The 22,332-nt window shown below is 71.6% G+C and carries 18 protein-coding genes; 11 read left to right on the forward strand and 7 right to left on the reverse strand.

Annotated elements, in window-relative coordinates; genetic code table 11:
• Positions 1 to 76: 76 nt before the first annotated feature.
• Positions 77 to 289, reverse strand: a complete 213-nt coding sequence (locus I8D64_RS06005) for a heavy-metal-associated domain-containing protein (RefSeq protein ID WP_200501594.1) — start codon at positions 287 to 289, stop codon at positions 77 to 79.
• Positions 290 to 499: 210 nt separating this feature from the next.
• Here I8D64_RS06005 and I8D64_RS06010 point away from each other — a divergent pair, with 210 nt between their 5' ends.
• Positions 500 to 1,585: a LacI family DNA-binding transcriptional regulator gene (locus tag I8D64_RS06010; RefSeq protein ID WP_343068454.1), complete on the forward strand. Its 1,086-nt coding sequence runs from the start codon at positions 500 to 502 to the stop codon at positions 1,583 to 1,585.
• Positions 1,586 to 1,654: 69 nt separating this feature from the next.
• Here the strand turns inward: I8D64_RS06010 and I8D64_RS06015 are convergent, their stop codons facing one another.
• Positions 1,655 to 2,338, reverse strand: a complete 684-nt coding sequence (locus I8D64_RS06015; RefSeq protein ID WP_200501596.1) for a metal-dependent transcriptional regulator — start codon at positions 2,336 to 2,338, stop codon at positions 1,655 to 1,657.
• Positions 2,339 to 2,387: 49 nt separating this feature from the next.
• Positions 2,388 to 3,665: an Nramp family divalent metal transporter gene (locus I8D64_RS06020; protein WP_200501597.1), complete on the reverse strand. Its 1,278-nt coding sequence runs from the start codon at positions 3,663 to 3,665 to the stop codon at positions 2,388 to 2,390.
• 332 nt (positions 3,666 to 3,997) lie between these two features.
• Here I8D64_RS06020 and I8D64_RS06025 point away from each other — a divergent pair, with 332 nt between their 5' ends.
• The 8 genes from I8D64_RS06025 to I8D64_RS06060 all read left to right on the forward strand — a co-directional run bounded on the left by I8D64_RS06025 (position 3,998) and on the right by I8D64_RS06060 (position 15,022).
• Entirely contained in the window at positions 3,998 to 5,671 is a 1,674-nt protein-coding gene (locus I8D64_RS06025) for an ABC transporter substrate-binding protein (RefSeq protein WP_343068455.1), read from the forward strand.
• Positions 5,668 to 6,648 carry an ABC transporter permease gene (locus tag I8D64_RS06030; protein WP_200501598.1) on the forward strand — a complete coding sequence of 327 codons (981 nt, stop codon included), beginning with the start codon at positions 5,668 to 5,670 and terminating at the stop codon, positions 6,646 to 6,648. Before I8D64_RS06025 ends, I8D64_RS06030 begins: the two co-directional genes overlap by 4 nt.
• Positions 6,645 to 7,568: an ABC transporter permease gene (locus I8D64_RS06035; RefSeq protein WP_200501599.1), complete on the forward strand. Its 924-nt coding sequence runs from the start codon at positions 6,645 to 6,647 to the stop codon at positions 7,566 to 7,568. The genes I8D64_RS06030 and I8D64_RS06035 overlap by 4 nt, the downstream gene beginning before the upstream one ends.
• Positions 7,565 to 9,472, forward strand: a complete 1,908-nt coding sequence (locus I8D64_RS06040) for an ABC transporter ATP-binding protein (protein ID WP_200501600.1) — start codon at positions 7,565 to 7,567, stop codon at positions 9,470 to 9,472. Before I8D64_RS06035 ends, I8D64_RS06040 begins: the two co-directional genes overlap by 4 nt.
• Before the next feature lie 68 nt (positions 9,473 to 9,540).
• Positions 9,541 to 10,728 (forward strand): glycoside hydrolase family 1 protein, encoded by a 1,188-nt coding sequence (locus I8D64_RS06045; RefSeq protein WP_200501601.1) that lies wholly within the window; start codon positions 9,541 to 9,543, stop codon positions 10,726 to 10,728.
• 141 nt (positions 10,729 to 10,869) lie between these two features.
• On the forward strand, positions 10,870 to 12,336 hold the full coding sequence (locus I8D64_RS06050) for a sulfatase family protein (protein WP_200501602.1): 1,467 nt from the start codon (positions 10,870 to 10,872) through the stop codon (positions 12,334 to 12,336).
• Positions 12,333 to 13,433 (forward strand): glycoside hydrolase family 172 protein, encoded by a 1,101-nt coding sequence (locus tag I8D64_RS06055; RefSeq protein ID WP_200501603.1) that lies wholly within the window; start codon positions 12,333 to 12,335, stop codon positions 13,431 to 13,433. Before I8D64_RS06050 ends, I8D64_RS06055 begins: the two co-directional genes overlap by 4 nt.
• Before the next feature lie 125 nt (positions 13,434 to 13,558).
• On the forward strand, positions 13,559 to 15,022 hold the full coding sequence (locus tag I8D64_RS06060) for a sulfatase family protein (RefSeq protein ID WP_200501604.1): 1,464 nt from the start codon (positions 13,559 to 13,561) through the stop codon (positions 15,020 to 15,022).
• A gap of 19 nt (positions 15,023 to 15,041) precedes the next feature.
• Here the strand turns inward: I8D64_RS06060 and I8D64_RS06065 are convergent, their stop codons facing one another.
• The gene (locus I8D64_RS06065) at positions 15,042 to 15,665 is read right to left on the reverse strand and encodes a VTT domain-containing protein (RefSeq protein ID WP_200501605.1); all 624 of its coding nucleotides are present in this window, start codon (positions 15,663 to 15,665) and stop codon (positions 15,042 to 15,044) included.
• A 375-nt stretch (positions 15,666 to 16,040) separates the two neighbouring features.
• Here I8D64_RS06065 and map point away from each other — a divergent pair, with 375 nt between their 5' ends.
• Both map and I8D64_RS06075 read left to right on the forward strand, forming a co-directional pair.
• A complete protein-coding gene (gene map, locus I8D64_RS06070; RefSeq protein ID WP_200501606.1) occupies positions 16,041 to 16,826 on the forward strand; it encodes a type I methionyl aminopeptidase in 786 nt (261 codons plus the stop codon).
• A 74-nt stretch (positions 16,827 to 16,900) separates the two neighbouring features.
• Positions 16,901 to 19,435 carry a family 78 glycoside hydrolase catalytic domain gene (locus I8D64_RS06075; protein WP_200501607.1) on the forward strand — a complete coding sequence of 845 codons (2,535 nt, stop codon included), beginning with the start codon at positions 16,901 to 16,903 and terminating at the stop codon, positions 19,433 to 19,435.
• Between the two features lie 207 nt (positions 19,436 to 19,642).
• Here the strand turns inward: I8D64_RS06075 and I8D64_RS06080 are convergent, their stop codons facing one another.
• The 3 genes from I8D64_RS06080 to I8D64_RS06090 are packed head-to-tail and all read right to left on the reverse strand — an operon-like array spanning position 19,643 to position 22,307.
• Positions 19,643 to 20,494 carry a metal ABC transporter permease gene (locus I8D64_RS06080; protein WP_200501608.1) on the reverse strand — a complete coding sequence of 284 codons (852 nt, stop codon included), beginning with the start codon at positions 20,492 to 20,494 and terminating at the stop codon, positions 19,643 to 19,645.
• Positions 20,491 to 21,354: an ATP-binding cassette domain-containing protein gene (locus tag I8D64_RS06085; RefSeq protein ID WP_200501609.1), complete on the reverse strand. Its 864-nt coding sequence runs from the start codon at positions 21,352 to 21,354 to the stop codon at positions 20,491 to 20,493. Before I8D64_RS06085 ends, I8D64_RS06080 begins: the two co-directional genes overlap by 4 nt.
• Positions 21,351 to 22,307 (reverse strand): metal ABC transporter solute-binding protein, Zn/Mn family, encoded by a 957-nt coding sequence (locus tag I8D64_RS06090; RefSeq protein WP_200501610.1) that lies wholly within the window; start codon positions 22,305 to 22,307, stop codon positions 21,351 to 21,353. Before I8D64_RS06090 ends, I8D64_RS06085 begins: the two co-directional genes overlap by 4 nt.
• Between the last annotated feature and the right edge of the window lie 25 nt (positions 22,308 to 22,332).

Here is a 22,332-nt window from a genome sequence, read left to right on the forward strand (position 1 = left end):
CGGGATCGGAGGGGCGCGGGCGCCGGCGCGGACCAGGCCGGACGGCCGGCTCGGGGCACCGCCTCAGGGCGCCGCGTCAGCCGACGCGGCTGGCCTCGTACCCGGCCTCCTCGACGGCGGCGAGCACGGCGGTCTCGTCGATCGACTCGGGGCCGGTCACGACCAGACGGCCGGTCTCGTGGCTGACCTCGATGCCCTCGACACCGGGGACCTCGCCGACCTCCTCGCGCACGGACATCTCGCAATGCCCGCAGGTCATCCCGGTCACCTGGAACTCGGTCGTGGTCATGGACTCCTCCTCGGTTCGTGGGTGCCCGCTCGGGCACACCCCGAATCTATACCCCTAGGGGGTATAGGTGTCAACGGGCCCGGGAGGCCGTCCCGCCTCGGTCCGACCCCGCTCTCGGGTACCCTGCGGACACCCGTCCCCATCGATCCCATCGCGTCCACCCCGTCCCCGATCCCGTCGAGCCCTCCGCCCGACGCCTGGAGGTTCCCCGTGCCACCCAGGAAGCCGCCGACCGTCTACGACGTCGCGACGCGCGCAGGGGTCTCGATCGCGACGGTCTCGCGCGTGCTCCGCAGCCCGCAGAAGGTCACCGAGGCCACGCGCGAGCGGGTGCTCGCCGCGATCGACGACCTCGGCTACGTCCCCAATGCGAGCGCCCGGGGGCTCGCCGGCCGGCGCACCGGCGTGCTGGGCCTGCTGATCCCCGGCCACGACGCCCCTCCGATCGCGCCGCCGGGCTCCGCGGAGGAGCACGCCGTGGAGTTCATCGACGACATGGACCGCAGCTTCGTCGACCCCGAGCGCAACCACTACTTCGAGCAGCTCGTGCGCGGCTGCGAGATCAGCGCCTGGAGCAGCGGCTACGCGCTCCTGGTCGCCTCCGGCACTGACCTCAGCCGGAGCGTGGTGCTCGACGACCTCGAGGGCCGGGTCGACGGGATCATCGTCATCTCCCGCACCGTGCCCGACGACCTCATCGCCCGCTCGGCGCGGCGCGTGCCGCTCGTGGTGGTCGCCGGCCGCGCCGCCGGGACGGCCGATTCGGTGCGCGTGGACAACGCGGGCGGGATGGCGGCGGTGACCCGCCACGTGCTCGCGCGCAAGCCGTCGGGCCCCGTGCTCTATCTGGGCGGGCCCGCGGATTCGCCCGACGGAGTCGAGCGCGAGGAGGGCTTCCGCCGGGAGGTCGACGGCAGCGGCGAGTCCTGGCGCATCGCGTCCACCGACTTCACGACCGAGGGCGGGGCGCGCGAGATGCGCCGAGCCCTCGCGGAGATCCGCCCGGGCGCGGTGATCGCCGCGAACGATCAGAGCGCGCTCGGGGCGCTCACGGCGCTGTCGGAGGCCGGCATCGGGGTCCCGGACGACTGCGTGGTCACCGGGTTCGACGGCATCGAGGACGCGCGCTGGTCGCAGCCGGCGCTGACCACCGTGCGCCAGCCGATGACGGACGTCGGCGTCCAGGCGGTCCAGACGCTGCTGCGCCGGATGGCCGATGCGGACGCGCCCGGACAGGACCTGCAGCTCCCCGTCGACGTGCTGCTGCGCGAGAGCTGCGGGCCGCTCGGGCGCTGAGCGCCCGGCGGGCCCGTCAGTCCGTCGGCCCCTCGAACCGAGTCGCCTCCGACGCCCTCGCCCGCACCCTCAGACAATCGGCCGCACGAGCATCCCCTCGGCGACGCTCCCGGGCACCTCGACGCCCTCGCGCCCGAGCACCCTCACCAGCGGGCCCGCGCCCGCCGCGCCGCTCTCCCCCGCGTCGACGTCGAGCTCCACGCCCGGCACGAGCCCCAGCTCGCGGGCGGTGCGCAGCACCTCGGGGTCGGCGTCGGAGACCACGAGGACGCGGAAGCGGCCGCTGCCGGTGACGCTCGCGAGGCGCCGCGCGTCCTCGGGGTGGGCCCAGCGGTGGTCGGCATCGGGGATGGGGTCGCCGTGGGGGTCCGCCGTCGGATGCTCGAGGATCGCGTCGATGCGGGCGATGAAGGTGTCGCTGACGGCGTGCTCGAGGCGCTCGGCCTCGTCGTGCACCTCGTCCCAGTCGTAGCCGAGGGCCTCCACGAGGTAGGTCTCCAGCAGGCGGTGGCGGCGCACCATCGCGATCGCGCACTGCGCGCCGGCCTCGGTGAGCTCGACGGGCTTGTAGGGGATGCGGGCCACGAGGCCCTGGGCGTCCAGGCGCTTGAGGGTCTCGGTGACGTTGGCGGCGGAGGTGCCGAAGCGCTGGGCGAGCTCGCCGGTGGTGATCGGCGGAGCGCCCCATTCGGTGCGCGACCAGATCACCTTGAGGTAGTCCTGGGCCACGGGACTGAGCTCGTCGGGATTCACCCCGGCATCGTATCGCCGGGGCCGATGGCGACCTCTGGCTCGCCCCTGCTCACCCGCCCGCGAAGGACATCGGGACGAGCGCGAGGTTCAGCGCGATGATGAGCGCGACGACGATCCAGGCGATCACGGTGACCGGCCGCGAGTTCGCGAAGCTCCCCATCAGGGCGCGCCTGCCGGTGAGGGTCACGAGCGGCACCAGCGCGAAGGGCAGGCAGAGGCTGAGCACGACCTGGCTGAGCACGAGGGCCGCGGTGGGCTCGGCGCCGATCGCGAGGACGAGCAGCGCCGGCAGCAGCGTGAGCAGGCGGGAGAGCACGAGCGGGATCCGCCGGTGCAGCAGGCCGCGCATGATCTCGCTGCCCGCGTAGGCGCCCACGGAGGAGGAGGCGAGGCCGGAGGCGAGCAGGCCGATCCCGAAGAGCACGCCGACCACGGGCCCGGAGGCGGCGGAGATCGCGGCCTGCGCGCCCTCGATGGTGTCGGTGCCGGGGATCCCGGGGAGCGCCTCGGCGGCCAGGACCAGCATCGCGATGTTCACGGTGCCCGCGAGGCACAGAGAGAGCACCACGTCCCAGCGCGAGGCGCGGACCACGCGGGCGATCCGCCCCGGAGAGCGATCGGTGCCGTGACGGTCGCGCACGAGCCCGGCGTGCAGGTAGATCGCGTGCGGCATGACGGTCGCGCCCAGCATGGAGGCCGCGAGCAGCACGGTGCCGCCGCCGTCGAAGCGCGGGATCAGCCCGTCGGCCAGGGCGACCGGATCGGGCGGGGCGACGACGAGCCCGGCGAGGAATCCGATGGTGATCACCCCCAGCAGCCCGATGATCACGTGCTCGAAGGGCCGCTGGCCGAAGCGGGACTGCACGGCGAGCAGGGCCATGGAGACGGCGCCGACGATGACGCCGCCCACCAGCAGCGGGAGTCCGAAGAGGATGCGCAGGGCGATCGCCCCGCCGACGACCTCGGCGATGTCGGTGGCGATCGCCATGGCCTGCGCCTGCAGCCAGAACAGCAGGCGCGAGCGCCGCCCCAGGGTCGCCCCGAGGTGGTCGGCGAGGGTGCGGCCGGTGACCGCGCCGAGCTTCGCCGAGAGGTACTGGACGAGCATCGCCATGAGGTTCGCGACCACGAGCACCCACAGCAGCAGGTAACCGTGGCGGGCGCCGGCGGTGACGTTCGCGGCGATGTTCCCCGGGTCCACGTAGGCGACCGCGGCGACGAAGGCCGGGCCCAGCAGGCGCAGGGTGCGCCAGGGGCCGCGGGGCCGATGCGCTGCGCTCGCGGTCGCAGCGCGCTCTCGGCGCTCTTCGAGCACGTCTTCTGTCATGAATTTAACCTACCTTAAATATGGTCCCGATGCATGGGGCGCCGCCGACCCGGAACCGGCCTGGCCCTGGCGTGGCACCCGGCTCCGGCGCACACCTCGGGACCCCTCGACGAGACCGCCGCGTCGAAGAACCTGCGGCCCACCCCTTGCGCCCAGAAATGTATGCGCATACAGTCACACTCACGTCCATCGGGACGGCCACGCGGAGCCGCTACAGCTCCCGCCCCGACCCGAACCCGGGCCTCGGCCCTGCCGACGGCGGCGGGGCGAAGAGACCCGACCGCCTCCCTGGGGCTGGATCACCTTGAACAACGGCGTCAGGAATACGTCTCGTGCACCACTCGATCCCCATGCACATCGGCCGGCGCACCGTACTGAGCGGTGCCTCGGCGACCGCCCTCGCAGTTGCCGCCTCTGGATGCAGCCTGCAGATCCGCAGCCGGCCCGATCCGACCATCGGCTCCGACACCCTGCTGTCCGGGGGAGACGCCGGCACACCCACCTTCACCGCGAACTTCAACCCGTACCAGCCCAATGCCCGTTCCAGCGTCGGCCTCCTCTACGAGCCGCTCCTGCTGCAGAACCCCCTCGACGGCGAGCTCACCCCCTGGCTGGCGGAGAGCTGGGAGCAGTCCGACCCAGCGGAGCTGGTGATGACCCTGCGGTCCGGCGCGCTCTGGAGCGACGGCCACGACCTCACTGTCCAGGACGTCACCTTCACCTTCGACATGCTCAAGGAGCACCCAGCCAACGACACGAAGGGGGCGTGGTCGCGGATCGACTCCATCGAGACGGACGGTCAGGACATCCTGTTCCACCTGTCCGGAGACGACTCCCCCGCGGTCGGGTCGATCGGGCCCACGCTGATCGTGCCCCAGCACATCTGGAGCGGCGTCGAGGACCCGACCACCTGGCGCAACGAGGATCCGGTGGGATCCGGGCCGTTCACGCTGGGCAACTTCACCCCGCTCCAGTACACCCTCGACCGGAACGAGGACTATTGGCAGGCGGACACCATCCTGATCCAGCACATCGTGCTGCCCGCGGCCACCTCCGAGATCGACCTGGTGACCAAGGGATACGACTGGGCGTACTCGTACATGAGCGACGTCGACAACACCTGGGGAGCGGCCAACGACCACAACCGCCACTGGTTCCCGCCGGGCGGCATCATCGGCCTGCACCCCAATCACGACGTCGCCCCCTTCGACGACGTCGACGTGCGCCGAGGCCTCTCCCTGGCGCTGGACGGCGACGCCGTCGGCAAGGCCGCGGCGGAGGGATACATGGAGCAGGCCAGCCAGACCGGACTCCTGCTGCCCAACCAGGAGGACCTGCTGGACCCCTCCATTCCGGATCAGGGCATCGTCACACAGGACACCGACGCGGCGATCGCCGCGTTCGAGAAGGCGGGCTTCAGCCACGACGGATCCACGATGCGAACGCCCGACGGCGACCCGTTCAGCTTCGCCATCACCACCGCCAACGGGTACACCGACTGGCTGCGGGCCGTCCAGGAGGTGCAGCGCCAGCTCGGTGAGATCGGCATCGAGGCGACGATCCGGGCCCCGCAGGCCGCCGCCTACGAGGCCGCCCTGTCCAGCGGGGACTACGCGATCGCGATGGGCTCCTCGAACGGGTCCGATACGTTCCAGGGGTACGCCAACCTGCTCTCGAGCGAGTACTACGTCCCGGTGGGCGAGAGCAGCCAGAACAACCGGATCCGCTTCCGCGACGACGACGTCGACGATCTGCTGCAGCGCTACCGCGCGAGCGTCGACGAGCAGGAGCAGACCGAGATCATCCACGGGTTGGAGCAGGTCTTCATGGATCAGATCCCCATCGTCGCCCTCTACTACGGCGGCCTGTGGGGACTGTACAACGACGGCCGCTTCACCGGCTGGCCCACGGCCGATAACCCCTTCACCTCCCCGCAGACCTACGGCTCCTCGCCGCTGATGGTGCTGACGCATCTGCGGCCCGTCGAGAAGGAGCCGGCGACATGAGATACGCCCTGCGCAAGGTCGGCCTGTTCGCGCTCACGCTGTGGGCCGCCGTCACGCTGAACTTCCTGCTGCCCCGGATGATGCCCGGCTCGCCCGCCGACGCCGCGATCGCCCGCCTCTCCCAGAACGGACCGGTGACCGACGAGACCCGGGCCGCGGTCGAGGCGCAGCTGGGCGTCCCGGACGGCAACATCCTCCAGCAGTACCTCGCCTACCTGGACCAGGTGATCCACCTGGACTTCGGGATCTCCTACGCCTTCTATCCCGAGCCCGTCTCCGGTCTCGTGGCCACAGCCCTGCCGTACACGATCGTCCTCGTGGGCACGGTGACCGTGATCGCCTTCATCCTGGGCACCCTGCTGGGCGTGCTGGCGGCATGGCGGCGCGGGACCTGGCTGGACGCGCTGCCCACCGTGGGCGGCAGCTTCATGAACACGTTCCCCTATTTCTGGACGTCGCTGCTGCTTCTGTTCTTCCTGGGGTACGTCGCCCATCTGTTCCCGACGTTCGGGGCGTACTCGGCGACCGCCGTCCCCGGGATCAGCTGGGACTTCTTCGTCGACATCCTCTACCACGCCGCCCTGCCCGCGGTGACGCTGCTGATCACCTCCCTGGGCGGCTGGATCATCGGCATGCGCAACGCCATGATCAACACGCTCGGCGAGGACTACGTGACCTTCGCGGAGGCCAACGGGATCGGCGGGCGCACGGTGGCGCTGCGCTACGCGGCCCGCAACGCGATCCTGCCGAACCTGACCGGCTTCGGCCTGGCGCTGGGCGGCGTGGTCGGCGGCTCCATCCTCGTCGAACAGGTCTTCGGGTATCCGGGCATCGGATTCCTGCTGTTCAACGCGGTGATCGGACAGGACTACCCACTCATGCAGGCCCTGTTCCTCATGATCACCGTCAGCGTGCTGGTGGCGAACCTGCTCGTGGACATCCTGTACGGCGTACTCGACCCGAGGACCAGGCGATGAGCGAGAACACGACCCGAGCATCCTCCCCCTCCCCCGTCGGTCATCGGCCCCATCCGGCCGTCGAGGCGCTGCGCGGGGGCCTGCGCGCCATCTGGGGCAACCGCAAGGCACGGATCGGCATGATCCTGCTGGCGCTGTTCATCCTGGTGGCCCTGCTGGCGCCGCTGCTGGCGCCCTACGCCCCCAAGGACAATTCCTTCGACCGCAACCTCGGCGCCTCCGCGCAGCACTGGCTGGGCACCACGGCGGCGGGCGAGGACGTCCTCAGCCAGCTGATCCACGGCGCCCGCATCAGCGTGATCGTGGGCTTCGGCGCCGGTTCGATCTCCACGCTGATCGCCGTGCTCATCGGACTCACCTGGGGGTACATCACCGGCTTCGCGGCCGACGTGGTGAATTTCGTGGTCAACCTGTTCCTCGTGATCCCCGGCCTGCCGCTGATGATCGTGATCGCGACCTACCTGCAGAACGGCGGGATCTCGGTGATCATCGCCGTCATTGCCATCACGGGCTGGGCCTGGGGTGCGCGTGTGCTGCGCAGCCAGACCAGCACCCTGCGCAACCGCGACTTCGTGCAGTCCGCGAAGTTCTCGGGCGAGCGTGCGCCGCGGATCATCTTCCGGGAGATCCTCCCGAACATGACCTCGATCATCGCCGGCGGCTTCTTCGGCTCCGCCACCGCCGCGATCCTCGCTGAGGCGGGCCTGGAGTTCCTGGGCCTGGGCGACTCGTCGATCGTCAGCTGGGGGACGATGCTCTACTGGGCGCAGAACTCGAACGCCCTGCTCACAGGGCAGTGGGCGCTGCTGTTCGCCCCGGGCCTGTGCATCGCCCTGCTGGCCACCTCGCTCACGCTGATCAACTTCGGCGTGGACGGCATCTCCAACCCCCGCCTTCGCGAAGGGAGCACGGGACGATGACCTCGAACCACCCTGCCCAGCAGGCCGGCCCGTCGGGCGCCGGTCCGTCGGACGTCGGTCCGCCCGAGGCCGATCCGTCGGACGTCGAGGAGATCCTCTCCCTCCAGGACGTCTCCGTGGTCTACGAGCCCGTCGGGGCCGCCCCCACCCATGCCGTGCGAGGAGTCAGCGCGCAGATCGCGCGCGGGGAGTTCGTCGGCCTCGTCGGCGAGTCAGGGTCGGGCAAGTCCACGCTGGGCTTCGCGATCACCGGGCTCGCGACCGCGCCGGCGAGGATCGAGAAGGGACGGATCCTGTTCCGCGGGCGCGACATCGCGAGCATGGACCAGGACTCCCTGCGCTCCCAGCGCCAGGGCGGGTTCGCCATGGTGCTGCAGTCCGGGATGAACGCGCTGAATCCGGTGCGCACGATCCGCAAGCACTTCCACGACATCTTCGCCGCCCACCGCCACGTGCCGCGTGCACGGCGCGAGGAGCGCGCCGCGGAGCTCGTGGGCAAGGTGTCGCTGGGCCCCGAGGTCCTGGACCTGTATCCCGATCAGCTCTCGGGCGGGATGCGCCAACGCGTGACCATCGCTCTGGCGCTCTCGCTCGAGCCGCAGCTGATGGTCTTCGACGAGCCCACCACGGCGCTGGACGTGATGGTCCAGCACGCCGTCATGGACACGATCCGCGATCTGCAGGCGTCCGAGGGGTTCACGGCGATCCTGATCAGCCACGATCTGGGCATCGTGCTGGAGTCCGCGCAGCGCGTGCTGGTGATGCACGACGGCGAGATCGTCGAGGACGCCGCCAGCGCGGACATCCTGCACCGGCCGCGGCACGAGTACACGCGCATGCTGCTCTCCCACTACGCGGATCCGCGCGCCGAGGTGGTCACGCTGCCCGGGCTCGAGGACCGGGCCGTGCTGCGGAGCGACGACCCGTCCGACGCGTCGGCCGAGAACCCCGCGTCCTCCTCCCCCGAGCCCGCGGATCCCTCCGCCGAGCCCCCGGATCCCTCTGCCGCGCGCTCCGCACCCGCCGCGCCCGCCGCACCCCCTGCTCCCGCCGCGTCGTCCGACGGCGCCTCCTCCCGCCGCGCCCCGGTCTCCCGGCTCCGCAGCGGAGGGACGGAGCTGCGGCTCCAGGGCGTGAGCAAGGTCTACCCCGCCGCCCGGCGCTCCGGCCGGGCCGTACGGGCCGTCGACGACGTCTCGTTCACGCTGGAGCCGGGCGGTGCCACCGCCCTGGTCGGCCAGTCCGGCAGCGGGAAGTCCACGATCGCGAAGCTCATCACCGGCATCGAGCGCCCGAGCGAGGGCACCGTCCATCTGGGCGACACCTCCGTGGGCGACCTGGGCCGCTCCGGCCTGCGGGACCTGCGCCGCACCGTGCAGATGGTGTTCCAGGACCCCTACGCCGCCCTGAACCCGCTGAACACCGTCGAGTACACGCTCGCGCGCGCCGTCATGAACCTCACCGACGTGCGGCGCGACGGGGCACGTCGCCGGGTCCGGGAGCTGCTGGAGACCGTGGGTCTGACCCCCGTCGAGCAGTTCACCGGCAAACTGCCTCACCAGCTCTCCGGCGGCCAGCGTCAGCGTGTGGTGATCGCCCGTGCTCTGGCCTGCGACCCGCAGGTGATCATCGCCGACGAGCCGGTCTCGATGCTCGACGTCTCGCTGCGCGCCGGCGTCCTCTCCCTGCTGCGAGACCTGCGGGAATCCATCGGGGTCTCCCTGCTGTACATCACGCACGACCTGCTCAGCGCGCGTCTGATCACTGACCGGATCCTCGTGCTCCACGACGGGAAGGTCGTCGAGAGCGGGCCGACGGCGCGGGTCATGCGCGCTCCGCAGGACGACTACACCATCTCGCTGCTCGACGCGATCCCCAATCCCCGCCGCGTCCTGACGCCCTGACCCCGACCCCGACCCCGACCCCGACCCCGACCCCGACCATCGTGCCGACACCGCGCAGAAGGAGTCCCATGACCACCCTCCGCTTCCCCGACGGCTTCCTGTGGGGAGCCGCCACCGCCGCCCACCAGATCGAGGGCAACAACGTCAACTCGAACTGGTGGGAGATGGAGCACCGGCCGGGCACCCACGTGGTCGAGCCCAGCGGCGACGCCGCCGACGGCTACCACCGCTTCGCCGAGGACATCCGCCGCCTGGCGGAGCTGGGGATGAACTCCTACCGCTTCAGCGTCGAGTGGGCGCGCATCGAACCGGAGCGCGGGTTCGTCTCGCGCGCCGAGCTGGCCCATTACCGGCGGATGATCGACGTCTGCCGCGACAGCGGCGTGGAGCCGATCGTCACGCTGATGCACTTCACGGTGCCGCGCTGGTTCGACCGCGACGGCTTCTGGCGCGCGTCGGACGCCCCCGATCTGTTCGCCCGGTACACCGAGCAGGTGCTGGGGATCCTCGAGGACGTGCGCTACGTGTGCACGATCAACGAGCCCAACATCGCCGCCATGCTCGCCGGCGGCGAGAAGGCGGAGAACCTGGTCGCCCATGGTCTGGCCCACCCCGACCTGCACGTGGCCGATCAGCTGCTGGCCTCCCACCGCCGGTCCCGGGAGGTCCTCTCCGGGCACGACGACATCCTCTCGGGGTGGACGATCGCCACGCAGGCGTTCCACGCGACCGAGGAGGAGGGCAGCGAACAGGCCCTGCACGAGTACGGCTATCCGCGCGATTTCTGGTACCTCGAGAACGCGGCCGGGGACGATTTCCTGGGCGTGCAGGCGTACACCCGCACGTTCATCGGGCCCGACGGTCCGCTGCCCGTGGCCGAGGACGTCGAGACCACGCTCACCGGCTGGGAGTTCTTCCCGCCGGCGGCAGAGCTGGGGCTGCGCAGCGCCTGGGAGCTCAGCGGCGGGGTCCCCCTGATGGTCACCGAGAACGGCATCGCCACCGGGGACGACACCCGACGGATCGCCTATACGCAGGGGGCTCTCGAGGGGGTGCACCGGGCGATCGCCGACGGCATCGACGTGCGCGGCTACCAGTACTGGTCCCTGCTGGACAACTACGAGTGGGCCAGCGGCTACCGTCCCACCTTCGGCCTGATCGGCTGGGATCCCGATACCTTCGAGCGCCGCGTCAAGCCCAGCGCCCGCTGGCTCGGCGAGGTCGCCCGCGACAACGCCCTGACCGTGCAGGGATGAGAAGCCCGCAGCCCGTCGGGGCGAGTGAGCCTGCCCCGGCGGAGGCCGCCCCGCACCCCGCGCACCACCCCGCGCACCGCACACCGCACACCGCACACTGCACATCAGCCCGACATCGCTGAGGAAGGACGCCGAGGTCCCATGACCGAGCGCCGACCGAACATCCTGATGATCCTGACCGACGACCACGCCGCGCATGCCGTGGGCGCCTACGGGTCGGTCGTCAACACCACGCCCCATCTCGACGAGATCGCCCGCGAGGGCTGGGTGATGGAGAACTGCTTCTGCACCAACTCCATCTGCACGCCCAGCCGCGCCTCGATCCTGACCGGGACCCACAGCCACGTCAACGGCGTCACGACCCTGTCCACGCCGATGGATCCCTCACTGCCCACGTTCGTCTCGCGGCTGCACGAGGAGGGGTACCGCACCGGGATCGTCGGCAAGTGGCACCTCGGCGAGGGCCCCGACCACGAGCCGCAGGGGTTCGATTGCTGGGAGATCCTCCACGACCAGGGCGAGTACGTCGACCCGGTGTTCCGCTCCCCCGAGGGCGACCGCCGACGCCCGGGCTACGCCACCGACATCATCACCGATCTCGCCCTGGAGTGGATCGACCAGTGGGAGTCGGAGCGCCCGGGTGACCCCTGGTGCCTGCTGGTCCACCACAAGGCTCCCCACCGGCCCTGGCAGCCCGACCGGGCGCACCGGGGCCTGTACGCGGACCCGATCCCCGTCCCGGCGACCTTCCACGACGACTACGCCACCCGCGGCACGGCCGCACACCGCGCCGCGATGCGGATCGCCGACCACCTCACCCTCGAGGACGTCAAGGAGTATCCGCCGGAGGGGCTGAGCCACGAGCAGCTGGGCCTGTGGAAGTACCAGCGGTACATGCAGGACTACCTCGAGTGCGTGGCGTCGGTCGATGACAACGTCGGCCGGCTGCTGGCGGACCTGCGCTCGCGCGGCCTGTTCGAGGACACCCTGTGCGCCTATGCCTCCGACCAGGGTTTCTTCCTGGGGGACCACGGATGGTTCGACAAGCGCTTCATGTATGACGAGTCCATCCGGATGCCGCTGCTGATCAGTTGGCCCGCCGCCCTCGAGCGCGGACGGCGCAGCACGCGCATGGTCACCAACGTCGATTTCGCCCGGACTTTCCTGGCCGCAGCGGGAGTCGACCCCGATCCGGGCATGCAGGGCAGCAGCTTCCTGGAGGCTCTGCGCGAGGACCTCCCCGACGACCCCGATCCCGCCTTCTACTACCGCTACTGGGAGAACGACGACGGGATCCACGGGGCGCTCGCGCACTACGGGATCCGCACGGCGCGTTACAAGCTGATCCGCTTCTACAACGACGGGCTGGGTCTGCCGGGGACCCGGCCCAGCATCTTCCCGCCCTACTGGGAGCTGTACGACCTCCAGGAGGATCCCGAGGAGCTGCGCAACGTGGCCGATGACCCCGGATACGCCTCGGTGCGCGCCGGGCTGATCGAGCGCCTCGCGGTGGAGCAGCGGGCGGTCGGCGACGAGCCGTACGTCCCCGCCATGGACGCCGACGGCCGGCCCGAGCGCCTGTCCTCGCCGATCGGACCGCAGCGATGAGCGCCGAGCACGACACCGACCCTGCGCCCATCGGCCCGGGCGGGCTGGCCGGCCTGGCCTCCCTCTCGAGCGCCCTCACCCGCTCCATCGGACCGGAGAACCCGGACGGCGCCCCCGGCGGCGGCGGACTCGCGACCGACGGTCCCGGTGCCGGCTTCGCCCGCGAGCTCGGCCCCGGGTGGAAAGTGCGGCCCAACATCGTCGTCGAGCCCGGCGAGCGCGCAGAGCTGGCCGACATCACCGGGTCCGGCACCATCCGCCACCTGTGGCTGACCACCGCGCAGCCCGCGTGGCGCCAGATGCTGCTGCGTCTTCACTGGGACGGGGATCCGCAGCCGGCGGTCGAGGTCCCCCTGGGAGACTTCTTCGCGCAGGGCTGGTCGCAGTACGCACCGCTGAGCTCCGTGCCCGTGACCGTGGCCCCGAACGGCGGGCTGAACTGCTACTGGCCCATGCCCTTCTCCCACGGGGCGCGCATGAGCATCGAGAACCTCGGCGACCAGCCCCGCAACCTCTACTACGAGATCACCTACGACCAGGAGCCCGCCCAGCGGAGCACAGGGCGGTTCCACGCCCAGTGGCGCCGCAGCAACCCGCTGGCCACGGGAGACGAACACGTGCTCGTGGCGGGGGTCGAGGGCCGCGGCCACTACGTCGGCACCTCCCTCGCCTGGGGCGTGAACAGCCGCGGCTGGTGGGGCGAGGGGGAACTGAAGTTCTTCCTCGACGGCGACCAGGAGCACCCCACCATCAACGGAACCGGCACCGAGGACTACTTCGGGGGCGCCTGGGACTTCCACGTCCCCTCCGAGGGCTATCAGGCGTTCACCACTCCCTATCTGGGGCTCCACCAGATCATCCGGCCGGACGGGCTGTACGAGAGCCAGCAGCGCTTCGCCATGTACCGGTGGCACGTGCCGGACCCGATCCGCTTCGCCACCGATCTGCGAGTCCAGGTGCAGGCGCTCGGCTGGCGCGAAGGCGGGCGCTACCTCCAACGCCACGACGACATCGCCTCGACCGCCCTGTTCTATCTCGACCGCACCTCCGCCGCGCGCCCGGCGCCGCCGACCGCGGACGAGCTCGAGACCCTGTGAGGCCGTGCGCGGCGCCCCGGCCGGGCTCCGGCCCCCGAGGCTGCCGACCCCGGGACTCCCAGCCCCGGGGCTCCCGACTCCGCGACTGCGGACCATCGGACATCCGGAAGGAGAGCTGATCACCCATGCGGGTGCTGTACATCGACGTGGACTCCCTGCGACCCGACCATCTGGGGGCCCACGGCTACGAACGCCCCACCAGCCCGACGATCGACGCGCTGGCCGAGCGCTCCACGGTCATGGAGCAGACCTATTCTTCGAGCTCGCCGTGCGGCCCGTCGCGCGGATGCCTGATGAGCGGCGTGTTCGGCATCCGCCACGGTGTGCTCACCCATTGGGGCCCCGGCAGCCGATTCCGCTTCCCCGGGCAGGCCCACACCTATTTCCGCGACGCCCCGACCCTGACCAGGCACCTGCGCGAGAACGGCGTGTCCACCGTCAGCTTCTCCTCCTTCATGGACCGTCACCAGATGTTCTGGTTCGGCGCGGGCTGGTCGCAGATGAACACGTTCACGCTCAAGCAGGGCGACGAGGACGCCGACGAGGTGAACGCCGCGGTGATCCCGTGGCTGCGGGAGAACATCCGCGACACACCCGACCTCTTCCTGCACGTGCAGTACTGGGAGCCCCATCGCAACTACACGATGCCCGAGCGCTGGGCGCGGGAGGTCGAGCACGCCCCGATCCCCTCCTGGCTCACCCCGGAGCGGGTGGCCGCCCACCGCGAGAGCGCCGCCCCCTACAGTCCGCAGGAGCTCTTCCCGGGTCGTCGGCGTGAGGACGCCCCCACGCCGTCGATGCCCCGCCGCATCGACGACCTCGAGGACGCGCACCGGTTCTTCGACGGCTACGACGGCGCCGTGCGCTACCTCGACGACCAGATCGGCATGCTCCTGCACGAGCTCGACCTGCTGGGCGTCCTCGAGGACACGGCGATCATCCTCAGCGCCGATCACGGGGAGGCGCTCGGCGAGCAGTCCGTGTACGGCGACCACACGTCGGCCGCGAACGCGGTCCACCACGTCCCGATGATCGTGCACTGGCCGGGAGCGCCGGCGCATCGACAGCAGGGCCTGACCTACCAGCTCGACATGGACGCCACGATCTGCGATCTGCTGGGAGTGCCGGTGCCCGAGGGCTGGGATTCGCGCTCCTTCGCCCCCGCGGTGCGCGGGGAGAGCGGGTGGAGCGGACGCGACCAGCTGGTGTGGGACCACGGTCTGTACTGCGCCCAGCGGGTCGTGCGGACCCCGCAGTGGCTCTACCAGCGCACCTACCATCCGGGGGTGTTCGAGCACCGGCCCACGTCCCTGTACGACGCCGAGGACGTCCACCAGGTCGACGACGTCGCCGACGCCCACCCGGGCACCGTCGCCGAGCTGGAGGAGGAGCTCGTCGCGTGGCGCCAGGATCAGCTCGCCCGCACCGACCTGCCCGATCCTCTCGACGAGATCCTCGCCGGCGGCGGTCCCTACCGCTACGTCCAGCTCGAGCAGTGGATGCGACTGCTGGGCGAGAACGGACGGGAGAGCGAGGCACGCCGACTGCGCGCCCACATCGAGGCCACGGCCCGCACCTGCGTGGCGTGAGGGTGCGGGGCCGGGTGCGCTATGCCCGACGTGCCTTCAGCTGCCGGCGCAGGCCCTCGACGACCATCGGCACGACGGAGACGAACACCAGCGCCAGGACGGCGACCTCGAGGTTCTCGCGGATGAACGCCACGCCGCCCAGCGCGTACCCGAGCATCGTGATCAGCAGGACCCACAGCACGGCGCCGATCGCGGACCACGTGTAGAAGATGCGCCGCTGCATCTGGCCGACGCCGGCGACGACGGTGATGAACGTGCGCACGATCGGCACGAATCGCCCGATCACAAGAGCACGCCTGCCGTAGCGCTCGAAGAACTCGATGGTGCGGTCGAAGTAGCGTCGCTTCAGGAGGCGGCCGTCGCGCTCGTAGAGCTTCTCGCCCACCGCCCGGCCGATCTCGTAGCCCACGACGTTGCCCGCGAACGCCGCGACGCACAGGGTCAGAAGCGAGATCCCCAGCGGCACGTCGAGGCCTCCGCCGTGGGAGAACATGCCGACGGCGAACAGCAGCGAGTCCCCTGGGAGGATGGGGAAGAACAGACCGCACTCGATGAACACGATTGCATGGGCGATCCACCAGAACGCCGCTCCGAACCGGTCCAACAGCTGCGTGGGGTCCATCAGCATGTGCAGCAGGTCCATGGGGCCTCTTCCGTGGTCACGTCTCGTGGTCGCGTCGATGTCGGGGCGCTGTGCGCAGGATGCCGGGGAGCCCGGCGCGGGCGTCGCACACCGCACGAGACAGGTCGCGCGGCGGGGCGCGCGCGGGCGCCACGTCCATCTTCCGCCACGGTGTCCGATTCTGCGAGCGCTCGTGGTGCAGGCGTCATGCGAGGACTGTGCAGAAGCTGTGGGGGCGGGTCCGCGCCCTCCGCGGAACGGACCCCCACGTGGCCGGACTCGCACGGCCGTGCCCTGATGGACGGGCCGCCGGACGGATAGATTGTTGCCGCTCCGCGTCGCGCCTGCACCGTCCCGCGCCGCCGCACCACACCCGCCCCGCCCAGGAAGGCCCCCATGATCGAGATCCTCAGCCCCGCCGAGATCACCCGCGCCCGCGCGACGGGGGCGCTCGTCGGCCGCATCCTGCAGACCATGCGCGAGCGCACCCGGGTGGGGACGAACCTGCTGGAGATCGACGAGTGGACGAAGGAGATGATCCTCGAGGCCGGCGCGAAGTCCTGCTACGTCGACTACGCGCCCTCCTTCGGCGACGGCCCCTTCGGCCACTGGATCTGCACCTCGGTCAACGACGCCGTGCTGCACGGGATGCCCCGCGATCAGGTCCTCGGCGACGGCGACCTGCTCACCCTCGACCTCGCCGTGATCCTCGACGGCATCGCGTCCGACGCCGCGATCAGCTTCGTGGTCGGCCGGGAGCGCGACCCGGAGGACACCGCCCTCATCGAGACCACCCGGCGGGCACTCGCGGCCGGCATCGAGGCGGCCGGCCCGAGTGCGCGGCTGGGCGACGTCTCGCACGCCATCGGCCAGGTGCTCTCGGGCGCCGGATACCCGATCAACATGGACTTCGGCGGCCACGGCATCGGCACCACGATGCACCAGGACCCGCACGTCGCCAACGACGGACGCCCCGGTCGCGGACTGCGCCTGCGCCCCGGCATGCTGCTCGCGCTCGAGCCCTGGATCATGGTCGACACCGCCGAGCTGGTCACCGACCCCGAGGACGGCTGGACCCTGCGCAGCGTGACGGGCGCGCGCACCGCACACACCGAGCACACGATCGCGATCACCGCGGACGGCGCCGAGATCATGACCCTCGCCCCCGGCGCCGGCAGCTGACCTGCTCGCAGGCCGATGTCCCTGGAGGGCGGCGGCTCCGCTGCACGGCGGCGCGCACTACGCTGAAGCGCGTGATGACGACGCCGTCCCCACCGACCTCCCCACCGCCCGCCGAGCACGATCCCGGTCGTGGTCCGGGCCCCGCTCGCGGCCTCAAGACCCTCCGCCCGCGGATCCCGCTGCCGGACGTCTGGCGGGCCGCCTGGATCACCGCCTCTCCGGGGGTCGCGGATCCGCACGCGGCCCCGATCTTCCGCCGCGCATGGGACCTGCCCTCCGCCGTCGCCCGGGCGACGCTGCACATCTCCGGGCTCGGCACCGTGCTGGCCTGGGTGAACGGCCATCCGGCGAGCGAGCAGCGTCTCGCCCCGGGGCTCACGAACGCCTCCATCGCCGCCCGCGCGGTGAGCTGGGACGTGACCGCGCAGACGGCGGGGTCGATGCGCGTCTGCCTCGCCGCGGAACTCGGGCGGGGCTTCTTCGACCTGCATTCGCCCGAGGTCTGGATGTGGTCGGAGGCGCCCTGGCGCGCCGCCCCGCGCCTGACCGCCGAGCTCCACGTGACCTGCGAGGACGGCAGCGCGCACGTGCTGCCCACCGACGAGACGTGGCGCTGCGCGACCGGCGGGCTGCGCTTCGACAGCCTGTACGAGGGCGAGACCTGGGACGAGGCCCTCGAGCCCCATGGCTGGCGGGAGCCCGCCTTCGAGGACTCCGAGGACTCCGACGATTCCGAGGAACGCGAGAACTCCGAGGACTCCGACTCCCCCGACACCCAAGGCACCGGCAGGTGGGCACCCGTCACGGTGCTCGCCCCCGACCCCGGCCCGTCGGCCGCGCTGCCACGTCCGCGCGCCGCCCGCGAGATCCCGACCGCCGGCCTGCCGCTGCGCGAGGCGATGGCCGAGCCGATCCTCGTGCAGGAGACCCTGCTGCCCACGTGGACGGACCTCGGCGACGGACGCTTCGTCGGCGACCTGGGGCGCGTCGTCGCCGGCTGGACCCGTCTCGAGCCGCTCACGGACGAGCGTCTCGAGGTCACCCTCGTCCACGGCGAGCGCCTCGCGGACGACGGCTCCGTGATCGCCGAGAACGCCTTCATCCCCACCGGCCGCTTCCAGCGCGACGACGTGGCGCTCGAGGGCCGGCCCTTCGAGTCCCACCACACGTACAAGGGCTTCCGGTACGTCGAGGTGCGGGGCGCCGTGCCGGGCCGGGACGCCGAGATCCTGGGCCGCGCCGCCTGGGCCGACGTGCCGCTCGTCGGCGGCACGGAGACCTCGGACCCGACCCTCGCGTGGCTCGAGGAGGCCTTCGTCGCGACCGTGCGCGCGAACCTGCACTGGGTGCTCACCGACACCCCGACCTACGAGAAGAACGGCTGGACGGGCGATGCGCAGGTGGCTCTGCCGGCGCTGCTCACCCGCTTCGACCTGCGACGCTTCCTCACCAGCTGGCTCGACGACTTCCTGGACGCGCAGCGCGAGGACGGCTCTCTGCCCGTGATCGTGCCGTCGGCCGGATGGGGCTACGGCGACGGCCAGTGCGCGCCCGCGCCCGAGTGGACGACGCTGTATCCGGTGCTCGTGGACGCGCTCGAGGGCGAGTACGGCCTGGACCTGTGGCCGATCCACGGCGAGGCCGTCGAGGACTATCTGGACTTCGAGCTGGGACGGCTCGACGCGGACGGCCTCGCGGTCGGGATCCTGGGCGACTACCTCTCCCCCGGGGCCGACGGCCCGCCGCCCGAGGACGTGCGCCTGGAGTCCTCCCTGCTGGTGCACCGGGCCCTGGACGTGATCGCGCGCGCGGGCCGCAGCATCCATCGCGAGCGCTATGCCCGCGCCCGCGACGAGCTCGCCGCCCACGTGCTGCGCGTCTTCTTCGACGCCGAGCGCTCGCTGTTCGCCTCGGCGCCGCTGCACGGGCACCTCGCCGACGACAGCGCCGGGGCCTCGGCCCCGTCGGTCCCGGGTGCCCCCACGGACCCGGGTTTCCGCCAGACCCCGCAGATCCTGGCCCTGGCCTCCGGGATCGTCCCCGCCGGCCACGTCGACGCGGTCCGCGCGCATCTGATCGAGGACATCCGCGCGCGCGGCGACCACCACGACGCCGGCTGCCTGGGCATGGCCCACCTGGGCGGTGTCCTCGTGCAGGCAGGTCGCGCGGACCTGGCGCTCGCGGTCGCCCGCAACCCCGCGCCGCCCAGCTGGGAGAGCTGGCGCCTCGCGGGCCATCGCACCCTGCTGGAGATGTGGGTCGAGCCTGTGCGCTCGCGTGCGCACTACTTCATGGGCGCCGGCGTGGACTTCGTGGCCCGCGACCTGGTGGGCCTGCACCGGACCGCCCAGGACTGGGCGGCCTTCGAGCTGCGGCCCGTCCTCGTCCCTGGGATCGCGCGCCTCGCGATCGAGCACCGCGGGATCCGAGCGGGCTGGGAGCAGGGGGCCGACGAGGATCAGTGCGATGACGCGGATGGGACCTCCGACCTGCACATCCCCCGTTCGACGGTCCACCTCACGGTGCCCGATGGCTCCCGGGCGCTCGTGCATCTGCCGGACGGCCGCCGCCTCGAGGTCGGGCCGGGCGAGCACCACTGGGAGCTGTGAGGGCCCGGCCGCGGCGGGCGGAGGTCCGCGAGGGTCCCGTGCACTTCGCGTAGCAGGAGGTCGGGTGACGTGTCATATATGAGCTGACACGACGTATGACTACGCGAAGTGCACGCGCGCATCGAAGACCCCGGAGATCGCGCGGCTGGATGCCTGCGGTCTACACCTCCCTCCTGCGCCGTCGCCCAGCCCCAGGACCGAGCGCCCTCACACCCTTCCGCGCGCCCCGGACACCAGGCGGCACACCCCGTAGATCACGAAGGAGATCGTGGTGATGAAGGGGCTGATCGGCACGGAGCTGCCCGCGGCCAGCAGCACGCCGCCCACGGAGGCGGCGAGCGCGAAGGCGACCGACAGCAGCGTGACCCGCACCGGCGAGGCGCTCAGACGCATGGCGGCCGCCGCCGGGGTGACCAGCAGCGAGAGCACGAGCAGCGCGCCGACGATCTGCACGGAGACGGCGACGGCCGCTCCCAGCAGCACCATGAACACGACCGAGAGCGCGCGCGTGGGCACGCCGCGGGCCTGGGCGGTGACGGGGTCCGTGGAGGCGAACAGCAGCGGCCGCCAGATCACCAGCAGCCCCGCGGCGACGAGCGCGCAGATCACCAGCAGCGAGGTGATCTGCGGGTTGTCGATGGCGACGATCTGCCCGGTGAGCAGGCCGAACTTGTTCGAGGCGCGCCCGGAGTAGAGGGAGAGGCTGAGGATGCCGAGTCCCAGCCCGAAGGGCATGAGCACGGCGGTCGCAGAGTTGCGGTCGCGCGCCCGGGATCCCAGCACGCCGATCACGAGCGCCGCGAGCATCGAGCCGATGAGCGAGCCGGGCACCACGCCCGCGCCGAGCAGCAGCCCCACGGAGGCGCCGGCGAAGGACAGCTCGCTGATGCCGTGGACGGCGAAGGCCATGTCCCGCATCATCACGAACACGCCGATCAGACCGCCCACGACCCCGAGGGCGACGCAGGCGATGATCGTGTTGCGCAGCAGCGGCAGCAGCTCCGTGTAGTCGGAGAAGTCGACGACCTCGGAGAGCACCTGGGAGAGCTGGTCGCTCATCGGGCGCCTCCCGTCTGTGCGTGGTCGTCGGCCGCGCGCGGGGCGAGCACGGCGTCGTCGTCATGGTGCTGGTGGTCGGGGACGCCCGCGACGAGGACGCGGCCGTGCAGGCGCAGCACGTCGACCTGGACGCCGTAGAGATCGCTGAGGACGTCCGAGCGCAGCACCTCGTCGGGCGTGCCGATGCGGAAGCGCGACCCGGCGATGTAGAGGACGCGGTCCACGATGTCCAGGATCGGGTTCACGTCGTGGGTCACGAAGAGGACCCCCAGGTCGAGGCGGGTGCGCGCGTCGTCGACGAGACGGGCGACCATCCGCTGGTGCGGCAGGTCGAGGGAGAGCAGCGGTTCGTCGCACAGCAGCAGGTCGGGGTCGGCCGCGAGGGCCTGCGCGATCCGCAGCCGCTGCTGCTCGCCGCCGGAGAGGCGGGAGACGGGGGCGTCGGCATAGCGGCTCGCTCCGACCGCGGCGAGCAGCTCGTCGACCCTCTCGCGGGCCGCACGGCGCGGCAGGGGCAGACCCCAGCGATCGCCGTCGAGCCCCAGGCGCACCAGGTCACGGCCGCGCAGAGGGAGCCCGTCGTCGGCCAGGCGCTGCTGCGGCACGAGCCCGATGCGTCGGCTCCCGCGCCCCACCCCGCGGCCGAGCAGTCGGATGCTGCCCGCGCTCAGCGGCTCGAGGCCGAGGATCGCGCGCAGCAGCGTGGACTTGCCCGAGCCGTTCGCGCCGAGCACGGCGATGACCTCGCCGCGGCGCACGTCGAGGTCGACGTCCTGCCACAGCACGCGGTCGCCGAAGCGCTTGGTCGCCCCGCGCAGGGTGAGCAGGGGCGTCGCGGCGGGGTCGTTGCCGTCCGTCACTTGCCCAGCGCGTCCTCGAGCGCGTCGAGGTTCGAGCTCATCCAGGCGACGTAGTCCTTGCCGTCGGGCAGGGTCTCGGTGACGCCGACGACAGGCACGTCCGCGTCCTCGGCGGCCTTCTTGACCTGCTCGGTCTGCGGTCCCGCGGTCTGCTCGTTGTAGGCGAGGAGGTCGACCTCGTGGTCGGCGAACAGGTCGAGGGTCTCCTTGAGCACGGAGGCGGAGACGTCGTCGCCCTCCTCGATGGCCTCGCTGAACTCCTCCGGGGTGCGGTTGGTGAGGCCGACGGCCTCGAGCATGTACAGCGGGACGGGCTCGGTGATGGCGACGCCCTTGCCCTTCGCGCTCGAGGAGAGGTCCTTCTCGCGGCCCTCGAGGTCCTCGATCGCGCTCGCGAGCTGCTTGCCGTTGGCCTCGAAGTCGGCCTTGCCCTCGGGGTGGGCGCTGCTGAGGGCGGTGACGAGCTCGTCGATGACCTTGCGGACGGTCGGGAAGTCGTACCAGACGTGCTCGTTGAGCTCCTCGCCCTTCTCGGCCTTAAAGCCGGAGATGGTGACGGCGTCGAGCACGGTGGCCGACGAGTTCCCGGCGGAGGAGAGCATGCGCGCGACGAAGTCGTCGTAGCCGCCGCCGTTCTCGAGGACGATCTGGGCCTTCTTCAGGGCGAGCTGGTTGCGGGTCGAGGCCTCGTACTCGTGGGGGTCGGCCTCCGGGTCGGTGATCAGGGACGTCACCTCGACGAGGTCGCCGCCGACCTGGGAGGCGATGTCTCCCCAGACGTTCGTCGAGGCGACGAGCGCGACGGCGGCGCCGCTGCCGCCCCCGTCGGACCCCGATCCCGAGTCGGAGCCGGTTCCCGAGCCGGAGCCGGAGTCGTTCCCGCTCGAGCAGGCGGCGAGGGTGGTCGCGGCCAGGGCCGCGGGGAGGGCGAGGAGCAGGGAGCGACGCTTCATGGGGTGTCCTTCTCAGGGGCGAGGG

This window comes from Brachybacterium halotolerans (assembly GCF_016623465.1).
Taxonomy (GTDB): domain Bacteria; phylum Actinomycetota; class Actinomycetes; order Actinomycetales; family Dermabacteraceae; genus Brachybacterium; species Brachybacterium halotolerans.